Source organism: Microbacterium sp. NPDC055521 (assembly GCF_053619695.1).
In genome coordinates this window covers 1-14,448 of the sequence record NZ_JBSHJX010000015.1, presented here as the reverse complement: position 1 = coordinate 14,448, position 14,448 = coordinate 1, and the positions used below count along the sequence as shown (strand labels likewise).

Annotated in this window: 13 protein-coding genes and 1 tRNA gene; 4 read left to right on the top strand and 10 right to left on the bottom strand. The window is 69.3% G+C overall.

Translation table 11 applies throughout. The features are described 5' to 3' along the window. Positions 1 to 9: 9 nt before the first annotated feature. Positions 10 to 939, bottom strand: a complete 930-nt coding sequence (locus ACWGSM_RS12680; RefSeq protein WP_452323277.1) for an ornithine cyclodeaminase family protein — start codon at positions 937 to 939, stop codon at positions 10 to 12. A gap of 108 nt (positions 940 to 1,047) precedes the next feature. On the opposite strand from ACWGSM_RS12680, the gene ACWGSM_RS12675 reads away from it, so the two are divergent. After that, a tRNA-Ser gene (locus tag ACWGSM_RS12675) sits at positions 1,048 to 1,138 on the top strand. Positions 1,139 to 1,217: 79 nt separating this feature from the next. Here the strand turns inward: ACWGSM_RS12675 and ACWGSM_RS12670 are convergent. From ACWGSM_RS12670 to ACWGSM_RS12630, 9 genes are all read right to left on the bottom strand, one after another. Beyond that, positions 1,218 to 1,658 carry a hypothetical protein gene (locus tag ACWGSM_RS12670; RefSeq protein WP_452323276.1) on the bottom strand — a complete coding sequence of 147 codons (441 nt, stop codon included), beginning with the start codon at positions 1,656 to 1,658 and terminating at the stop codon, positions 1,218 to 1,220. Positions 1,659 to 1,753: 95 nt separating this feature from the next. Further along, entirely contained in the window at positions 1,754 to 2,431 is a 678-nt protein-coding gene (locus tag ACWGSM_RS12665) for a GntR family transcriptional regulator (protein ID WP_452323275.1), read from the bottom strand. A 114-nt stretch (positions 2,432 to 2,545) separates the two neighbouring features. Then, on the bottom strand, positions 2,546 to 3,451 hold the full coding sequence (locus ACWGSM_RS12660) for a dihydrodipicolinate synthase family protein (protein ID WP_452323274.1): 906 nt from the start codon (positions 3,449 to 3,451) through the stop codon (positions 2,546 to 2,548). A gap of 54 nt (positions 3,452 to 3,505) precedes the next feature. Next, positions 3,506 to 4,993: an aminopeptidase P family protein gene (locus ACWGSM_RS12655; RefSeq protein ID WP_452323273.1), complete on the bottom strand. Its 1,488-nt coding sequence runs from the start codon at positions 4,991 to 4,993 to the stop codon at positions 3,506 to 3,508. A 58-nt stretch (positions 4,994 to 5,051) separates the two neighbouring features. Continuing rightward, the gene (locus ACWGSM_RS12650) at positions 5,052 to 6,347 is read right to left on the bottom strand and encodes an alpha/beta fold hydrolase (RefSeq protein ID WP_452323272.1); all 1,296 of its coding nucleotides are present in this window, start codon (positions 6,345 to 6,347) and stop codon (positions 5,052 to 5,054) included. A gap of 81 nt (positions 6,348 to 6,428) precedes the next feature. Then, a complete protein-coding gene (locus ACWGSM_RS12645) occupies positions 6,429 to 7,394 on the bottom strand; it encodes an ABC transporter permease (protein ID WP_452323271.1) in 966 nt (321 codons plus the stop codon). Next, the gene (locus ACWGSM_RS12640) at positions 7,391 to 8,350 is read right to left on the bottom strand and encodes an ABC transporter permease (protein ID WP_452323270.1); all 960 of its coding nucleotides are present in this window, start codon (positions 8,348 to 8,350) and stop codon (positions 7,391 to 7,393) included. The genes ACWGSM_RS12645 and ACWGSM_RS12640 overlap by 4 nt, the downstream gene beginning before the upstream one ends. After that, positions 8,347 to 10,014 (bottom strand): ABC transporter ATP-binding protein, encoded by a 1,668-nt coding sequence (locus tag ACWGSM_RS12635; RefSeq protein ID WP_452323269.1) that lies wholly within the window; start codon positions 10,012 to 10,014, stop codon positions 8,347 to 8,349. Before ACWGSM_RS12635 ends, ACWGSM_RS12640 begins: the two co-directional genes overlap by 4 nt. A gap of 74 nt (positions 10,015 to 10,088) precedes the next feature. Continuing rightward, positions 10,089 to 11,858 carry an ABC transporter substrate-binding protein gene (locus ACWGSM_RS12630; RefSeq protein WP_452323268.1) on the bottom strand — a complete coding sequence of 590 codons (1,770 nt, stop codon included), beginning with the start codon at positions 11,856 to 11,858 and terminating at the stop codon, positions 10,089 to 10,091. 183 nt (positions 11,859 to 12,041) lie between these two features. On the opposite strand from ACWGSM_RS12630, the gene ACWGSM_RS12625 reads away from it, so the two are divergent. The 3 genes from ACWGSM_RS12625 (at position 12,042) to ACWGSM_RS12615 (ending at position 14,416) form a co-directional block, all read left to right on the top strand. Beyond that, the gene (locus tag ACWGSM_RS12625; RefSeq protein WP_452323267.1) at positions 12,042 to 13,004 is read left to right on the top strand and encodes an HNH endonuclease family protein; all 963 of its coding nucleotides are present in this window, start codon (positions 12,042 to 12,044) and stop codon (positions 13,002 to 13,004) included. 123 nt (positions 13,005 to 13,127) lie between these two features. Beyond that, positions 13,128 to 13,673: a YaeQ family protein gene (locus tag ACWGSM_RS12620; protein WP_452323266.1), complete on the top strand. Its 546-nt coding sequence runs from the start codon at positions 13,128 to 13,130 to the stop codon at positions 13,671 to 13,673. Positions 13,674 to 13,711: 38 nt separating this feature from the next. Continuing rightward, positions 13,712 to 14,416 carry a TetR/AcrR family transcriptional regulator gene (locus ACWGSM_RS12615; protein WP_452323265.1) on the top strand — a complete coding sequence of 235 codons (705 nt, stop codon included), beginning with the start codon at positions 13,712 to 13,714 and terminating at the stop codon, positions 14,414 to 14,416. Positions 14,417 to 14,448: the final 32 nt, after the last annotated feature.

The following is a 14,448-nucleotide window of genomic DNA, read 5'->3' as shown; positions in this document are numbered from 1 at the left end:
CGGCGGCGCTCAGACGGCCAGCCGGGCGACGGCGAGATCCTGCCAGCCCATGCCGCAGGTCTTGACGATCCGCGGGCGGTCCGTCGCGGCGGTGATCGCACCGGCGAACAGCTCGTGCATGGTCACGACGTCGTCGAGGCGCAGCATCCCGGCCTCGACCGCGACGATCACGTCGCCGGCCTCGGATGCCGCGACCCGCCGGCTCTCCACGACGACCTGGGATCGCCCGACGAGAACCGGATCGAGCTCGGTGCGGTCGGGCTCGTGCGAGCCGATCGCGACGATCGTCGCGTCGTCGCGCACCGAGTCCGAGGGGAACAGGGGAGCGGATGCCGTGGTCGCGCAGACGATGAGGTCGGCGGCCGCGATGTCGTCGAGGGTGCCGATGCCCATGTCGGCGTCCGGCGCATAGGAACGCGACGCCTCCACCGCGGATGCCGCGCGCCCGGCATCCCGCCCGACGATGCGCACTGAGCGCAACGGGCGGATCGCCGCGAACGCCTCGACGTGACGGACCGACTGCGGGCCGGTGCCGACGACCACGAGATCAGCAGCGTCCGGCTCGGCGAGGACATCGGCGCAGGCGGCGGAGACCGCCGGGGTGCGCAGGCTCGTCAGCGCGGTGCCGTCGAGGATGGCCGTGGGTGCGAGAGTCTCGCCGTCGACGAGGATGTAGACGCCCTGGATGCGTTCGAGTCCGCGCGCGGGGTTGCCGGGGGCGACCGTGGCGAATTTCTGACCCACGGCTCCGCCTGCGGCCGCGGGCATGAGCAGCAGCTGCCCGTTGGGAACGTCGAGGATCTGCCGGGCGAGATCGTGCTCGGGGTCGAAGCCCTCTCGCAATGTGCTCTGCACGGCGGCGATGGCGGCGGACATGCTCACCCGCTCGGCGAGCAGCTGCGCGTTGACCAGGGCGAGATCGGCGATGACGTCGGGCATGCTCCCAATCTAGGGTCGATTCAGTAATATGTCACGCGCTATCGCTGCTCGTCGCAGGTGTCGCTGCCGATTCGCGCAGCGGCGACCGGATGTCGTAAGCTGGACGACGGTGACGTGTCCGAGCGGCCGAAGGTGCAACTCTCGAAAAGTTGTGTAGGGTAACCCCCTACCGTGGGTTCAAATCCCACCGTCACCGCCATGAAAACCCCCGAGAAATCGGGGGTTTTCGCGTATCCGACAGCGGCGTGCGACCAGACGGTGCGCTTATCGCCGACCGGTCACTTCCCCCGCGCGTCCGCGCGCTCCGCGTCGGAGTTCGGCGTCCAGCCGAACCAGCCGTCCTCTGCGGGGATCACGCTCCAGTCGCCGCAGGCGAAGACCGTTTTCGCCGCGTAAGGGTCCGGTGCGTCGTCGAGCGTCCACACCGGTGCCGAGCGTCGCTCAACATCCGCGCAGTCGCCGGCGAGAGGGGATTCACCGGTGAGCAGGATGACCACGTCATCGGACTTCTCCGACGTCGAGGTGCGCACGGTGATGTCGGTGGCATCCGCGGGGAGCCACGGCGCGTCGACCTCGGCCTCCGCACGGAACGCGGCGAGGTCGTCGAAGGTGTGCGTGGACTGCTGGTGGACGAGCTCCTCGTGCACCGCGCATCCGGTCAGGGAGAACCCCGCTGCGGCAATCAGGGCGGAAGCGGCGAGGGCTGTGCGTGCGTTCATGCTTCCAGCCTCGCCGCAGCGGATCCGCACCGCGTCGTGCATGCGAGGTATCCGTGTACCTCGCACGGATGATCCGCCACGCGGGCGAGCAGGCGTCAGCTGCCGGCTTCGGGCCGTCCCGCCCACCAGCCGATGACGTGGCCGATGTGCTGGTGCATGAGGCGCTCGGCGCGCTCACCCTCGCCCGCCGCGAGCAGGTCCAGCAGCTCGTGGTGCTCCGCGGCCGAGCGTGACAGCTCCTCCGTGGCCAGCAGATCGGCCAGGCCAGGCAGGCGGGTCTCCTTGCGCAGCTGCGAGATGAGCGTGGCCAGGCGCGGGTTGCCGCTGTGCACGTTGATCGCCTCGTGGAAGGCGCGGTCGGCCTCGAGGTAGGTGGTGAGGTCGCCGCTGGAGGCACCGTCGACGATGGCATCCGCCGTCGCGCGCAGCTTCTCGATGGCATCCGCGGGGATCTTCCCCGCCAGCTCGCGCATCACCGGCGGCTCGAGCAGCCGCCGCACCGCGACGATGTTCGCCACCTCGTCATCGCGCACCTCGGTGACGCGGAATCCCTTGTTGCGCACTGCTTCGACGAAGCCCAGCTTCTCGAGGTTCAGCATGGCCTCGCGCACCGGTGTGGCCGAGACGTTGAACCGGGCAGCGAGCGCGGGCGCCGAGAACAGCTCGCCGGGAGCCATCTCCCCGGCGCGGATCGCGGCCTCGAGCGCCACCTCCACGCGCTCCCGAAGATTCATCACCGGCTGCAGGGCAGTGACGACGGAGGGAAGAGCCATGAGCGACCACCGATCAAAAAGCGTAGGCAGTGCCATGCGGCATGGCACTGCCTACGAAACTACCGGATGCCGTGGGGCACGGAGGCAAGGCGCCGCCGTTCCCCACGGCACGGGTCACTTCCCGTAGCCCTTGGCGGCGGCCTCTTCGGTGTCGGCGACGATGCGGTCGGCGACGTCCTTCGGAAGGGGCAGGCGCGGCGGTCGGCTGGGACCGCCGTACAGGCCGAGCACGTCCATGGACAGCTTGATGGACTCGACGAACTCCGTCTTGGTGTCCCAGCGCAGCAGCTTGTGCAGGTCGCGGTAGATCACCTTGGCGCGCTCGAGGTCGCGCACGTCGCCCGAGGTCGACAGCCGGAACAGCTCGACGGTGGCCTGCGGGATGGCGTTGGGGTAGCCGGCCACCCAGCCGACGGCCCCGGCGATGCCGATCTCGAGAACGCTGTCGTCGGTGCCGATGAGGATGTCGATGTCGGGAGCGAGCTCCTTGATCTCGTAGATGCGGCGCGGGTCACCGGTGAACTCCTTCACGCCCACCATGTGACCGGCCGCGTGGATCTCGGCGATGAGGTCGGGCACGAGGTCGACCTTGGTGTCGATCGGGTTGTTGTATCCCACGATCGGCAGACCCACCTCGGCGACGGTCGCGTAGTGGTGCTTCACCTGCTCGCGGTTCGCGCGGTAGGTGTTCGGGGGCAGCAGCATGACGCAGTCCGCGCCGGCCTTCGCGGCCTGCTCGGCCCAGTGCGCCGACTGCAGCGCGCCGTACGCGCCGACACCCGCCATCACCGAGAAGCCCTCGGGGGCGGCATCCACCGCGACCTCGATCACCTTCGCGCGCTCCTGCTCGCTGAGGTTCTGGTATTCACCGAGGGAGCCGTTCGGCGCGATCCCGTCGCAGCCGTTCTCGGCGAGGAAGCGCACGTGATCGGCGAAACGGTCGTAGTCGACCGAGAGGTCGTCCTTGAACGGCAGGGCGGATGCGACGATCACGCCATGCCAGGGAGCCTTCTGAGACATCTTTGTTCCTTTCCAGCTTTCGCGGCGCTGAAGCCGTTGGTCATATGTAACATATTACAGTACGGAGGCCATCCAGTGCTCCAACCCTGCGGAATCGATCGGCAGCGCGTCGCTGAGCACCTCGATCCCGCTGTCGGTCACGACGACGTCGTCCTCGATGCGCACGCCGATGCCGCGCAACTCGGGCGGCACCGTCTCGTCCCACGCGTGGAAGTACAGGCCCGGCTCGACGGTGAGCGCCATGCCCGGCTGCATGGTGGCTTCGAAGTACTGCGCGTACGACGACGCGCCGCAGTCGTGCACGTCGAGCCCGAGGTGGTGCCCGACGCCGCACACGATGTACCGGCGGTGGTGCTGACCGTCCGCGGCGAGCGCCTCGTCGACCGAGACCGGCAGCAGCCCCCAGTCGGAGAGCCCCTGCGCGAGCACCTCCATGCAAGCCACGTGGAAATCGCGCCAGTCGCGACCCGGCCCCACCGCGGCGAGCCCGGCGCGGTGCGAGCGCTCGACCAGATCGTGCACCTCGCGCTGCGCAGTCGTGAAGCGCCCGCTCGCGGGGAGCGTGCGCGTCACATCCGCGGTGTACCCGCTGCGGTTCTCCACTCCCATGTCCAGCAGCAGCAGAGCCTCGGGATCGACCGGGCTGTCGGCGCGCACCCAGTGCAGGATCGGCGCATTCGCTCCCGAGCCCACGATGCTCGCGTACCCGGGTGCCTGGCCGACCGTGCGGGCGTGCCGGTCGAAGGTCCCCTGCAGCCAGCGCTCGCCGCCGTGCTGCACGGCGTGGGGGATCTCTCGGCGCACCTGGGCGAATCCCTCGACGGTGTGCTGCACGGCCGCGCGCAGCTCGGCGAGCTCCCACGCGTCCTTCTGCATTCGCAGCGCGGAGAGCATCTGGGCGAGCTCGGCTGAGCGCGCCCGGCCGCCCAGCTGCCGACCGGGCACGGCGCCCACGACCGCACTGCCCGCGATGAGTGCGTCGTCGGGCACAGTCAGCTCGTCCAGCTCGCGTGTGCGCAGGTCCAAGGCGTCGGCCAGTTCAGCGGTGCCGGCGAGCGGACCGACCCAGAGCTCGCCGTGGGTGGGGTCGGCGTGGAAGGCAGCGGCGCCGGGGCGCGCGGGCGGGATGATGTACAGCGTCGCGTCATGTCCCCCGGCACGGGGGGTGAGCACGAGCACCCCGTCCTCCACGCCGAAGCCCACCAGCCAGAGGAAGTCGCTGTGTGCGCGGAATTCGAAGAAGAAGTCGTTCAGCCGTGCGTGTGCGCGCCCCGCGGCGACGACGAGAGTGCGACCCGGAAGGGCGGTCGAGAGGCGCTCGCGGTGACGGGCGGCCGCCTGCGCGGCGCCAGGCTCCACCCGCGGCGTGCGGTCTGCATCACCCCAGCCGGTCCTGATCCAGTCGGTGAAGCCCGAGGCGGCCGCGAGTGACGGCATCCGCGGATCCTGCGAGTCGGAACGGGCGTTCGGGATGCCGCTCTCCCAGTCGACGACGTGCACCTCGGCGCCATAGCCGGCGGGCTGGTGGTTGTGACTGCTCATGCTGATCTCCAGAAGGTCGTCGGGCGGGGAAGAGGTGCGCGATGCCGCGCCGGCCCGCTCAGGGCCGGTCGCGGCCGCCGAGGCGCCATTCGAGCGCGGTGAACAGTCGCTCGGCGACGCCGTCCTTGACGATGCCGTCGTGTTCGTGCTCATTGGTGACCCACGCGTGCAGTCCGCCCACGCGGGCCGCCGTGTCGAGTGAGAGGCCGGCGTCGACGTACATGTCGTCGAAGTAGACCACCGCCTCGACGGGGACCTCGTTCGCGCCCAGCCGCGCGGTGTCGTACAGCTCGATCGGCCATTCCCGTCCGGCGAGCAGCTCGACGCCGGCGCGGAAGCCGCGCAGCGCACGGATCTCGTCGAACATCCAGGGGAACACCATCTCGCCGGTGAACAGCACCGGTCGCGCGTCCTCGGCGAACTCCGGATGCCGCTCCCGCTCGCGCTGCGCCGCCCAGCCGGTCGGGCCTGCGCCGTAGATGCTCTCCTGCAGGGCGATGAACAGCGGATTGGTGTCGAACGCGGTGGCCGCGCCGACCGAGGCGAGGAAGGTGTCGCTCAGGTGAGTCTCGGCGCGGTCGGCGAACGCCTCGTCGAACAGCCAGTGCACCCGGTCGAACCCCGGGCCCATGCCGAAGTCGAACCCCAGTGTCTGCAGGCGGCGCACGGTGAGGCGGTCGCCGTCGGCGAGGCGCACATTCTGCGCCTGCAGGATGTCGGCGACCCGCCCGATGCGATCGGCGAGGTGCGGGGCGCGTTCGCGGAAGAGCCGGTTCTTCGCCACGACGCGGGGGAATGTGCGTCGGTAGACCTCGCCGGGGTCGGGATCGAGCGACGGCAGTCCGCCGGCCACCGCCGAGGCCACGACCGCCTCCGGGAAGGCCGAGAGGTAGCGCAGCGTGAGGAAGCCGCCGTAGCTCTGCCCGATCGTCCACCAGCGGCGCCCCCCGTAGTGCGCGGCGCGCAGCGCCTCGAAGTCGCGCACGATCGAGTCGGCCCGGTGCAGCGACAGCCGTCGTGCAGCCTCCTCGGCCGGCATGTCGGCGAACTGTGACCCCGAGAGCGGAGTGGATCGGCCGGTGCCACGCTGGTCGGGGACGATGAGCCGGAAGCGCGACAGTGCCGCGGCGACCCAGTCGCCGCGGCCCACCGGGCGCACGCCCTTGCCGCCGGGGCCGCCCTGCAGGTGCAGCAGCAGGGGGAGGTCGTCGTGGCGGCGCTCGGCGGCGACGAACTCGCGGGCGAAGATCTCGATGGTCTCGCCGTCGGGGTCGTTCCAGTCCAGCGGCACGGTCGTCCACACGTCGCGGGCGACGATGTCCTTGCCGACGAAGTACGTGCTGTCAGAGGTCATGCAGGTCACCTTGCCTTCCGATGGGGGTGCCCGTGAGTCGCAGGCACGGATCCGGCCTGCCCACCGGCACCGGGGGCGCGCTCACTGCGCCCGGGTGCGCACCCGGGAATCGAGCAGCGCATAGAAGAGGTCGACGATGAGGTTCGAGAGCACGACGAACAGTCCGCCGAGCAGCACGATGGCGATCACGACCGGGCGATCCTGCATGGCGACGCTGGTCACCGCCAGCGCGCCGACGCCCTGCAGTCCGAAGACCTGCTCGATCACGATCACGCCGCCCAGCAGCAGGCCGATGTCGATGCCGAGCTGGGTGACCAGGGGCGGCATGGCGCTGCGGAACGCGTGCACGTAGATCACGCGCCGCTCGGTGAGACCCTTCGCCCGCGCCGTGCGCACGTAGTCCTCGCCGAGCACGTCGAGCATCTGCCCGCGGGTGAGCCGCGCGTACACGGCCGCGGTCACCATCGCGAGGGTCATCCACGGCAGCGCGAGATGCCACGCCCACTGCAGCGGGTCGGTCGCGAAGGGCACGTACCCCGACGGCGGGAACAGGTTCATCCCGAAGCGGGTCGGCAGGTAGTACAGCAGGTACAGCGCCAGCATGCCCAGCACGAAGGTGGGGAAGCTGATGCCCACCAGCGCGAAGCCCTGACCGAGGCGGTCGCGCACGCTGCCCGGGCGCTTGGCCGAGGCGATGCCGATCGGGATGCCGATCGCGAGCCACACGACGACTGCGCCGAAGACGAGCGACATGGTCGCCGGGATGCGGGCGAGCACGAGATCGGCGACGGGCAGGCTCGAGCGGTACGAGAAGCCGAGATCGCCCTGCAGGAGCTTGCCGATGAAGATGAGGTACTGCTCCCAGATCGGCTTGTCGAGGCCGAGGTTCGTCCGGATCTGCGCCATGAGCGCTTCGGTCGCCTTATCGCCGGCGATGATGCGCGCCGGGTCCGAGGGCGTGACGTAGAACAGCACGAAGATGAAGACGCTGAGCAGGAACAGCACCAGCAGGCCGAAGCCGATGCGCGACATCAGGAAGCGGATCATGCCCGCGCTCCCTTCGCAGAGGACGGATCGAGCGCATCGCGCAGACCGTCGCCGAGCAGGTTGAATGTGAGGGTCAGGGCCAGCAGCGCGAGGCCCGGCACGAGCACCATCCACGGCGCGACGATGTACATCGACCCGTTCGAGGCGTCCGCGAGCATGTTGCCCCAGCTGGGCGTGGGCGGCACGGTGCCCAGGCCCAGGAACGACAGGGTGGCCTCGAACACGATCGCGGCGGGGATCATCAGGGTCGTGTAGACCACGATCGGCACGACGAGGTTGGGCAGCACGTCACGGAACATCGTGGCGATGGGGGACTGACCGAGCGAGCGGGCCGTCTCGATGAACTCCCGCTCGCGCAGTGCGAGCACCTGGCCGCGGATCACGCGGGCGAGACCAGCCCAGCTGAAGAACACGATCACCGAGATCGACAGCTGCAGGCTGGGCCCGAGCACCGACACCGTGGCGATCGCGACGAGCAGGAACGGCACGCTCATCACGAGATCGATGACGCGGCTGAGAACGGTGTCGACCACGCCGCCGAAGAAACCGGCGGTCATGCCGATCAGGATGCCGATGGCGGACGCGGCGAGCGACGCGACGACGCCGACCAGCAGCGACACCTGCGCGCCGTAGGCCAGGCGCACCAGCACATCGCGGCCGAGCTGGTCGGTGCCGAGCAGGAACTCGCCGTTCGGCGGCACGGGCATGCCGACCGGTGACAGTCCGGTCTCGCGGAACTGCTCGGTGGGGCCGTGCCCGGTCCACTGCGCGATCAGGGGGGCGGCGAGCGCGAAAGCGACGATGAGTACGATCACCACCGCCGAGCCCACGCTGGCCGGGTCACGGCGCAGGCGGCGCAGGGTGAGCTGCCACGAGCTCTTCACCCCGGATGCCGCGTCGGCGGCGCCCTTGGATGGAATGAGCAGGGTCAGAGTCTCTTTCGAGAACGGAGTCATGAGTGCGCCTCCGACGCTGTGGTGTCACCGGCATCGCTCAGCGCGCCGAGGAAGGCGGCGGCGAGCAGCTTCTTCGTGAAGGGCTGCTGCGGGCTGCGATAGATGGTCTCCGCTTCGTCGAGCTCGACGATGCGGCCGTTCTCCATCACCGCGATGCGATCGCACATGTGCCGCACCACGGCGAGATCGTGCGAGATGAACAGATAGGTGAGCCCCAGCTCGCGCTGCAGCTCGTCCAGCAGCTGCAGCACCTGGGCCTGCACGGTGACGTCGAGCGCCGAGACCGGTTCGTCGAGGATGATGAGGTCGGGGTTGAGCGCGATGGCCCGCGCGATGCCGATGCGCTGGCGCTGGCCTCCCGAGAACTGCGCCGGAAAGCGGTTGTAGTGGTCGGGGTCGAGCCCGACCTGGTCGAGCAGCTCGAGCACGCGGCCCTCGCGCTCGCGTGGGCTGCCCACGCCGTGGATGCGCAGCGGGTCTCCGATGATCGACCCGACGCGGCGCTTGGGGTTCAGCGATGAGAACGGGTCTTGGAAGACCACCTGCACGCGCTGGCGCATCCGCCGCCATTCGGCGCCGCTGATGCTGCGCAGGTCGGTGCCGTCGAAGCGCACGGTGCCCTCGGACGGCGGCACGAGCCCGGCGATGGTGCGCGCGAGCGTGGTCTTGCCGCATCCGCTCTCACCCACCAGGCCCAGCGTCTCGCCGCGGCGCACCTCGAGACTGATCCCGTCCAGCACCTTCCGCTCGACGCCGCGGCGCGCGGAGAACGAGACGCTGACATCCGACACCTCCGCAATCGGTGCAACGGCGGACGGGCCCTGCGCGGCGGCGGTCTCGCCGGGGCCCACATCGGCGAGCTGACCGAGCGGAGCGCGGCGCTCGCTCTGCGTGAATGAGGACGATGCGATCAGCGCACGGGTGTACGGCTCACGCGGGTGGCGCAGCACCTCGTCGCTCGTGCCGACCTCGACCTGCTCGCCGCGGTACATCACCATCACGCGGTCGGCGACACTGGCCATCACGCTGAGGTCGTGGCTGATCATCAGCACCGTCGCCCCGAAGTCCTGCTTCATCTCGCCCAGCAGCTGCAGGATCTGCGCCTGCACCGTCGAGTCGAGCGCGGTGGTCGGCTCATCCGCGATGATCAGCGCCGGGTCGAGGGAGAGGCTCATGGCGATCATCACGCGCTGGCGCATGCCGCCGGAGAACTGGTGCGGGTAAGCGTCGAACCGCGACGCCGCATCGCTGATGTGCACCTTGTCGAGCAGCTGGATCGCGCGCGCCTTCGCCGCCTGACGCGAGACGTTCTCGTGGGCGCGGATCTGCTCGACGATCTGCCATCCCACCGTGTACTGGGGGTGCAGGCTCGACAGCGGATCCTGGAAGATCATGCTGATCTCGCGCCCGCGTTTGCGGCGCAGCCGCTCGGGTCCGAGCGTGAGCAGGTCCTCGCCCTGGAAGCGCACCGCGCCGGAGGTGCGCGCCTGGGGAATGAGGCCCATCACCGATTGCACGAGCACCGATTTGCCCGAGCCGGATTCACCGACGATGCCGAAGAACTCGCCCTCGGCCACATCGAACGAGACGTCCTTGACGGCGTGCACGTCGCCGCCCTCGGTGGGGATGTCGACTCGCAGGTGGGACACCTCGAGAATGGGCATTCGTTCTCTTCTCTTCCGAGGGCGAGCTGCTGCGGCGCGAGCGAGTCGCGCCGCAGCAGCAGGACGAGCAGCGGCTACTTCGTCAGCCAGACGTTGGCCCAGTCGCCGTTCTGCGCGAGCGCGTAGATCGAGAAGTTCTGCACGCGCGCGGAGTGGTAGTTCGCCTTCTTCTTGGCGGCGATGCTGACGATCGGGGAATCCTTCATGACCGTCTCATCGACCTTGTGCCACAGCTCGCCGGCCTCTTCGGGCGTGCTTGCGGCGAGGGCCTGATCGGCCAGGGCGTTCGCCTCGTCGTTGTTGTAGTCGACGTAGTTGTACGCCTGGGGCGTGCCGTCGAAGGTGAACTGCGGCTGGTACACGCTGCGCGCGGCACCGCCGACCCAGTCCGGCGACCAGCCGACCAGCGCGATGTCCCACTCGCCGTTGGACGCGTTCTCGGGGTTGGTCATGAAGTTCGCGTAGTAGTCGGTCGGCGGCACGGGGAAGAGCTCGACGGTGATGCCGGCCTTCTCGAGGCTCGCCTGCACGGTCTGGGCGATGTCGGGCTGCGAGCCGAGGTTGCGGTACGGGAACTTCAGGGTGAGGTTCTGCACGCCGGCCTGTGCGAGCAGCTCCTTCGCCTTCTCGGGATCCGCCTTGCCGCTCTTGTCGCCGTACGGGGAGTACTCCTCGTACCCGTTGATGCCGGGGCCGAAGATTCCGTGCGTGACGGTGGCGATCTCGGTGCCGCCCATGACCTGCACGACGGCGCTCTTGTCGATCGCGTACTGCAGCGCCTGGCGCACCTCGGGCTTCTGCAGCGCTCCGCCGTTGTTGTCGGTCTTGGTGTTGATCCACATGAACTGGTCGACGCCGCCGTTCTCCAGCGTCGAGAACTTCTCGTCGTTGGTGGCGGTCAGCTGCTGGATGTTCGCGGGGCCCGGCTGGATGTCGAAGAGCATGTCGGCGGAACCTGCCTGGAGCTGCTGCATGGCGGCATCCACCTCCACACCCATCGTCATCTCGATGCTGTCGACGTACGCCTTGCGCAGCGGATCGCTCTTCGCCTTCCACGACGGGTTGCGCGTGAGGGTGAGCTTCACGTCGGGCTTGTGCTCGTCGATCGTGTACGGGCCCGACGAGATGAAGTTGTTGCGGTACTCCGGGGAGTCGGGGAGGTAGTCCAGCACCTCGACCGGGGCCGGGTTGGCGGTCGTCAGGCTGAGCATGGACGTGAAGTCGGATGCCGGCTCGGTGAGGCGGAACACGACGGTCTTTTCGTCGGGCGTCTCGATTCCGGCGATGTCGTTGGCTTCGATGTACTCCTTCATGGCGCCGGCCTCGGGGGCGACGCCGGCGAAGCCGTCGCAGAACTGCGCCATGCCGTCGATGAGCGTGATGAAGTAGCTGCCCAGTGCGGCACCGATGTGCGGGTTGCAGATGCGCTTGATGCCGCGCTCGACGTCTTCCGAGACGATCGCTCGGGCGCCGTCGGGGGCGTCCCACGTCGCGCCGTCGCGCAGGGTGATGGTGTAAGTCAGCCCGTCATCGGTCGGCTTGGGCACCTCGGTGGCGAGGTCGCCGACGAGCTTCGAGCGCTTGTCGGCGTCGTTGGATGCCTCGTAGCTGAGCAGCGAGCGGGAGATGACGCGCGTGATGCTGTTCGACGGCACGTAGGCGATCAGCTGCGGGTCGATGCGATCGGTGTCGCCGTTGGAGAGCACCTTGAGGGTGCCGCCGGTCTGCGGTTCGCCGTCGGCAGCGCCGCCGCCGTCGCCGGCGGACGAGCAGCCGCTGAGCACCAGCGCGAACGCCGATGCGACGACCAGTGGAGCGAGAGGGGAGAGCTTGTAGCGAGCCATAGAGTCGTCCTTGATTCTCGGGTCGGGTGCGCCCGCAACTTCGACGGGCGAACGTCACGGGCGGGCCGTGCACGCATGTAACATAGCACATGTCAGATGCGCACCTTTGAGACGCGGTCGTCGCCTGACAGCCAGTCATGTCTGGATGCTGAAGCATCGCGACCCGGTGACGGATTGGTGGAGATGAGAGCCCTACCCGTCAGGAGGACGCTGCCACTGCGGGCATGGGCTGCGCTCAGCGTCGCAGCGCTGGGCCTCGGCATCCTGCTCTCGCCGATCTTCACGCCGACCGACGGCGGCACGGTGACCGACGACAGTGAGGCCGAGCCGGTCGCCTTCGTCGGGGAGGCGTCCACCGTCGCGGACACATCCCGTACCGACGGGGCGACAGCGCTCGAAGTGCTCGCCACGCTTCCCGTGAAGGGTCGCGCCGCGAAGACCGGCTACGACCGCGGCCTGTTCGGCCAGCGCTGGCTCGACGTCGATCGCAACGGCTGCGACACCCGGAACGACATCCTGTTCCGTGACCTGACCGCCAGCACGCGTGCCGGCTCATGCCGGGTACTCACAGGCACCCTCGACGACCCGTTCACCGGCCAGGTGATCGCGTTCACGCGCGGACAGGGCACGAGCGAGCTCGTCCAGATCGACCACGTGGTCGCGCTCTCCGACGCCTGGCAGAAGGGTGCGCAGCAGCTCACCGCGGATCAGCGAGCCACCCTCGCGAACGACCCGCTCAACCTTCTCGCCGTCGACGGGCCCGCGAACGCGCAGAAGGGTGACGGCGACGCCGCCACCTGGCTGCCCGGGAACAAGGGCTTCCGCTGCTCGTACGTCGCGCGTCAGGTGGCGGTGAAAGCCACGTACGGGCTGTGGGTCACGCAGCCGGAGCATGACGCGATCGCCGCCGTGCTCCGTGCGTGCCCGGACGAGCCGGCGCCGACCTCGACCTTCGCGAAGGTGGCGCCCGAGCCAGCGCCGGCACCCGTGGCTGAAGAGCCGGCACCTGCGCCCGCCCCCGCACCGCCCGCCCCGGCACCGGCTGCGCCCGCACCACCCGCTCCCGCGCCGGCAGCCCCCGCTCCGGTCGCGCCGAGCACGGTCTACTACGAGAACTGCACAGCTGTTCGGGCGGCAGGAGAATGATCGCGCTCGCCGTCGCGATGGTCGATGTGGGGACATCGACCATCATGACGCGCGGCCTCGGTCGGTCCGGCTGTGACCGGAGGGCGTCTGCCGCCATGGAGATCGACGCGTAAGCTCGAATCCATGGCGGCAGGCGCGACGATCCACACGTTCGATGTGCAGCTGGCGGACGTCGACCGCGGTGTCTACGACGAGTTGACCCTGCGCCTCGCGCGTCATCCGTCCGAGACCGACGCGTACATGCTCACGCGGCTGCTGGCGTACTGCCTCGAGTATGAAGAGGGCATCGCCTTCACCGAGGGCGTGGCGGCGACCGATGAGCCGGCGGTGCTCGTGCGCGACCTCACCGGCCGAGTCACCGCGTGGATCGAGGTCGGGGCGCCGGACGCCGGCCGCCTGCACTACGGCAGCAAGCTCGCCGACCGCACGGTCGTCTACACGTACCGCGACCCGGCGAGGGTGATCGCCAACTGGGCGGGCAAGACCATCCACGACGCGGATGCCATCGTGCTGCACAGCTTCGACGACGCTTTCCTCGCCGACGCGGCGACGGCGCTCACCCGCCGCAACGCCATGACCGTCTCGGTGACCGAGCGCCAGCTCTATCTCGAACTCAACGGCACGCGTCTGAGCACAGCCGTACACGAGCAGCCGATCCGCCCCAGCTGAGCCGCAGGCGGCGGTGCGCCCGGGGATAGGATCGGGGCGTGCTCGAGCATCCGCAGGACCCGTCGCGTAGCGGCTCGCGGGGGCGAGGCCTGACCCGCGAATCGATCGTCTCCGCAGCGCTCGCACAGATCGACGAGCTCGGCATGAGCGCGCTCTCGATGCGCTCGCTCGCCGAGCGCCTCGACGTCGAGGCGATGTCGCTCTACCGCTACATCCACGGCAGGGAAGACCTGCTCGAGGGAGTGGTCGACCTGCTCATCGGCGACCTGATGGACTCACTCGATGGCGAAGTCGCCGAGCACTGGCAGGGATTCCTGCAGGCGATGGCGCATCAGGTGCGTCAGATCGCCGTCGAGCATCCACGCGCCTTCCCGCTTCTCGCGTCGCCGAATCCCGCGGCGCCGTGGCTGCGTCCGCCGCTGCGCAGCGTCGAGCTGGTCGACGCCTTCCTCACTGCCCTTCTCGATCGAGGATTCAGTGACGCGCAGGCGGTTGTGACGTATCGCTCGTTCTCGAGCTTCCTGCTGGGCCAGCTCCTGCTGCAGGCCGCCGCGCACGACACGGTGACCGCGCCGCCGCCCGACAGCACGGCAGAGCAGGACGAACCGGATGCCGCAATCCGAGCTCCCCAGGTGTTCCGCCTGCGCCAGAAGCTGAGCGAGGACCACAGCCGGGAGGAGTTCGAGGCCGCACTCGAGACGCTCCTCGACCGTCTCGAGAACAGCCTCGCCCGCCACCACTGACAGCGAAGGGCGGGCGGGCTCCGGAATCGGAG

What these genes read in the sequence shown, in the direction of transcription:
- ACWGSM_RS12680 (WP_452323277.1), bottom strand. Translation starts at nt 939, where the DNA reads ATGCCCGACGTCATCGCCGATCTCGCCCTGGTCAACGCGCAGCTGCTC.
- ACWGSM_RS12670 (WP_452323276.1), bottom strand. Translation starts at nt 1,658, where the DNA reads ATGAACGCACGCACAGCCCTCGCCGCTTCCGCCCTGATTGCCGCAGCG.
- ACWGSM_RS12665 (WP_452323275.1), bottom strand. Translation starts at nt 2,431, where the DNA reads ATGGCTCTTCCCTCCGTCGTCACTGCCCTGCAGCCGGTGATGAATCTT.
- ACWGSM_RS12660 (WP_452323274.1), bottom strand. Translation starts at nt 3,451, where the DNA reads ATGTCTCAGAAGGCTCCCTGGCATGGCGTGATCGTCGCATCCGCCCTG.
- ACWGSM_RS12655 (WP_452323273.1), bottom strand. Translation starts at nt 4,993, where the DNA reads ATGAGCAGTCACAACCACCAGCCCGCCGGCTATGGCGCCGAGGTGCAC.
- ACWGSM_RS12650 (WP_452323272.1), bottom strand. Translation starts at nt 6,347, where the DNA reads ATGACCTCTGACAGCACGTACTTCGTCGGCAAGGACATCGTCGCCCGC.
- ACWGSM_RS12645 (WP_452323271.1), bottom strand. Translation starts at nt 7,394, where the DNA reads ATGATCCGCTTCCTGATGTCGCGCATCGGCTTCGGCCTGCTGGTGCTG.
- ACWGSM_RS12640 (WP_452323270.1), bottom strand. Translation starts at nt 8,350, where the DNA reads ATGACTCCGTTCTCGAAAGAGACTCTGACCCTGCTCATTCCATCCAAG.
- ACWGSM_RS12635 (WP_452323269.1), bottom strand. Translation starts at nt 10,014, where the DNA reads ATGCCCATTCTCGAGGTGTCCCACCTGCGAGTCGACATCCCCACCGAG.
- ACWGSM_RS12630 (WP_452323268.1), bottom strand. Translation starts at nt 11,858, where the DNA reads ATGGCTCGCTACAAGCTCTCCCCTCTCGCTCCACTGGTCGTCGCATCG.
- ACWGSM_RS12625 (WP_452323267.1), top strand. Translation starts at nt 12,042, where the DNA reads ATGAGAGCCCTACCCGTCAGGAGGACGCTGCCACTGCGGGCATGGGCT.
- ACWGSM_RS12620 (WP_452323266.1), top strand. Translation starts at nt 13,128, where the DNA reads ATGGCGGCAGGCGCGACGATCCACACGTTCGATGTGCAGCTGGCGGAC.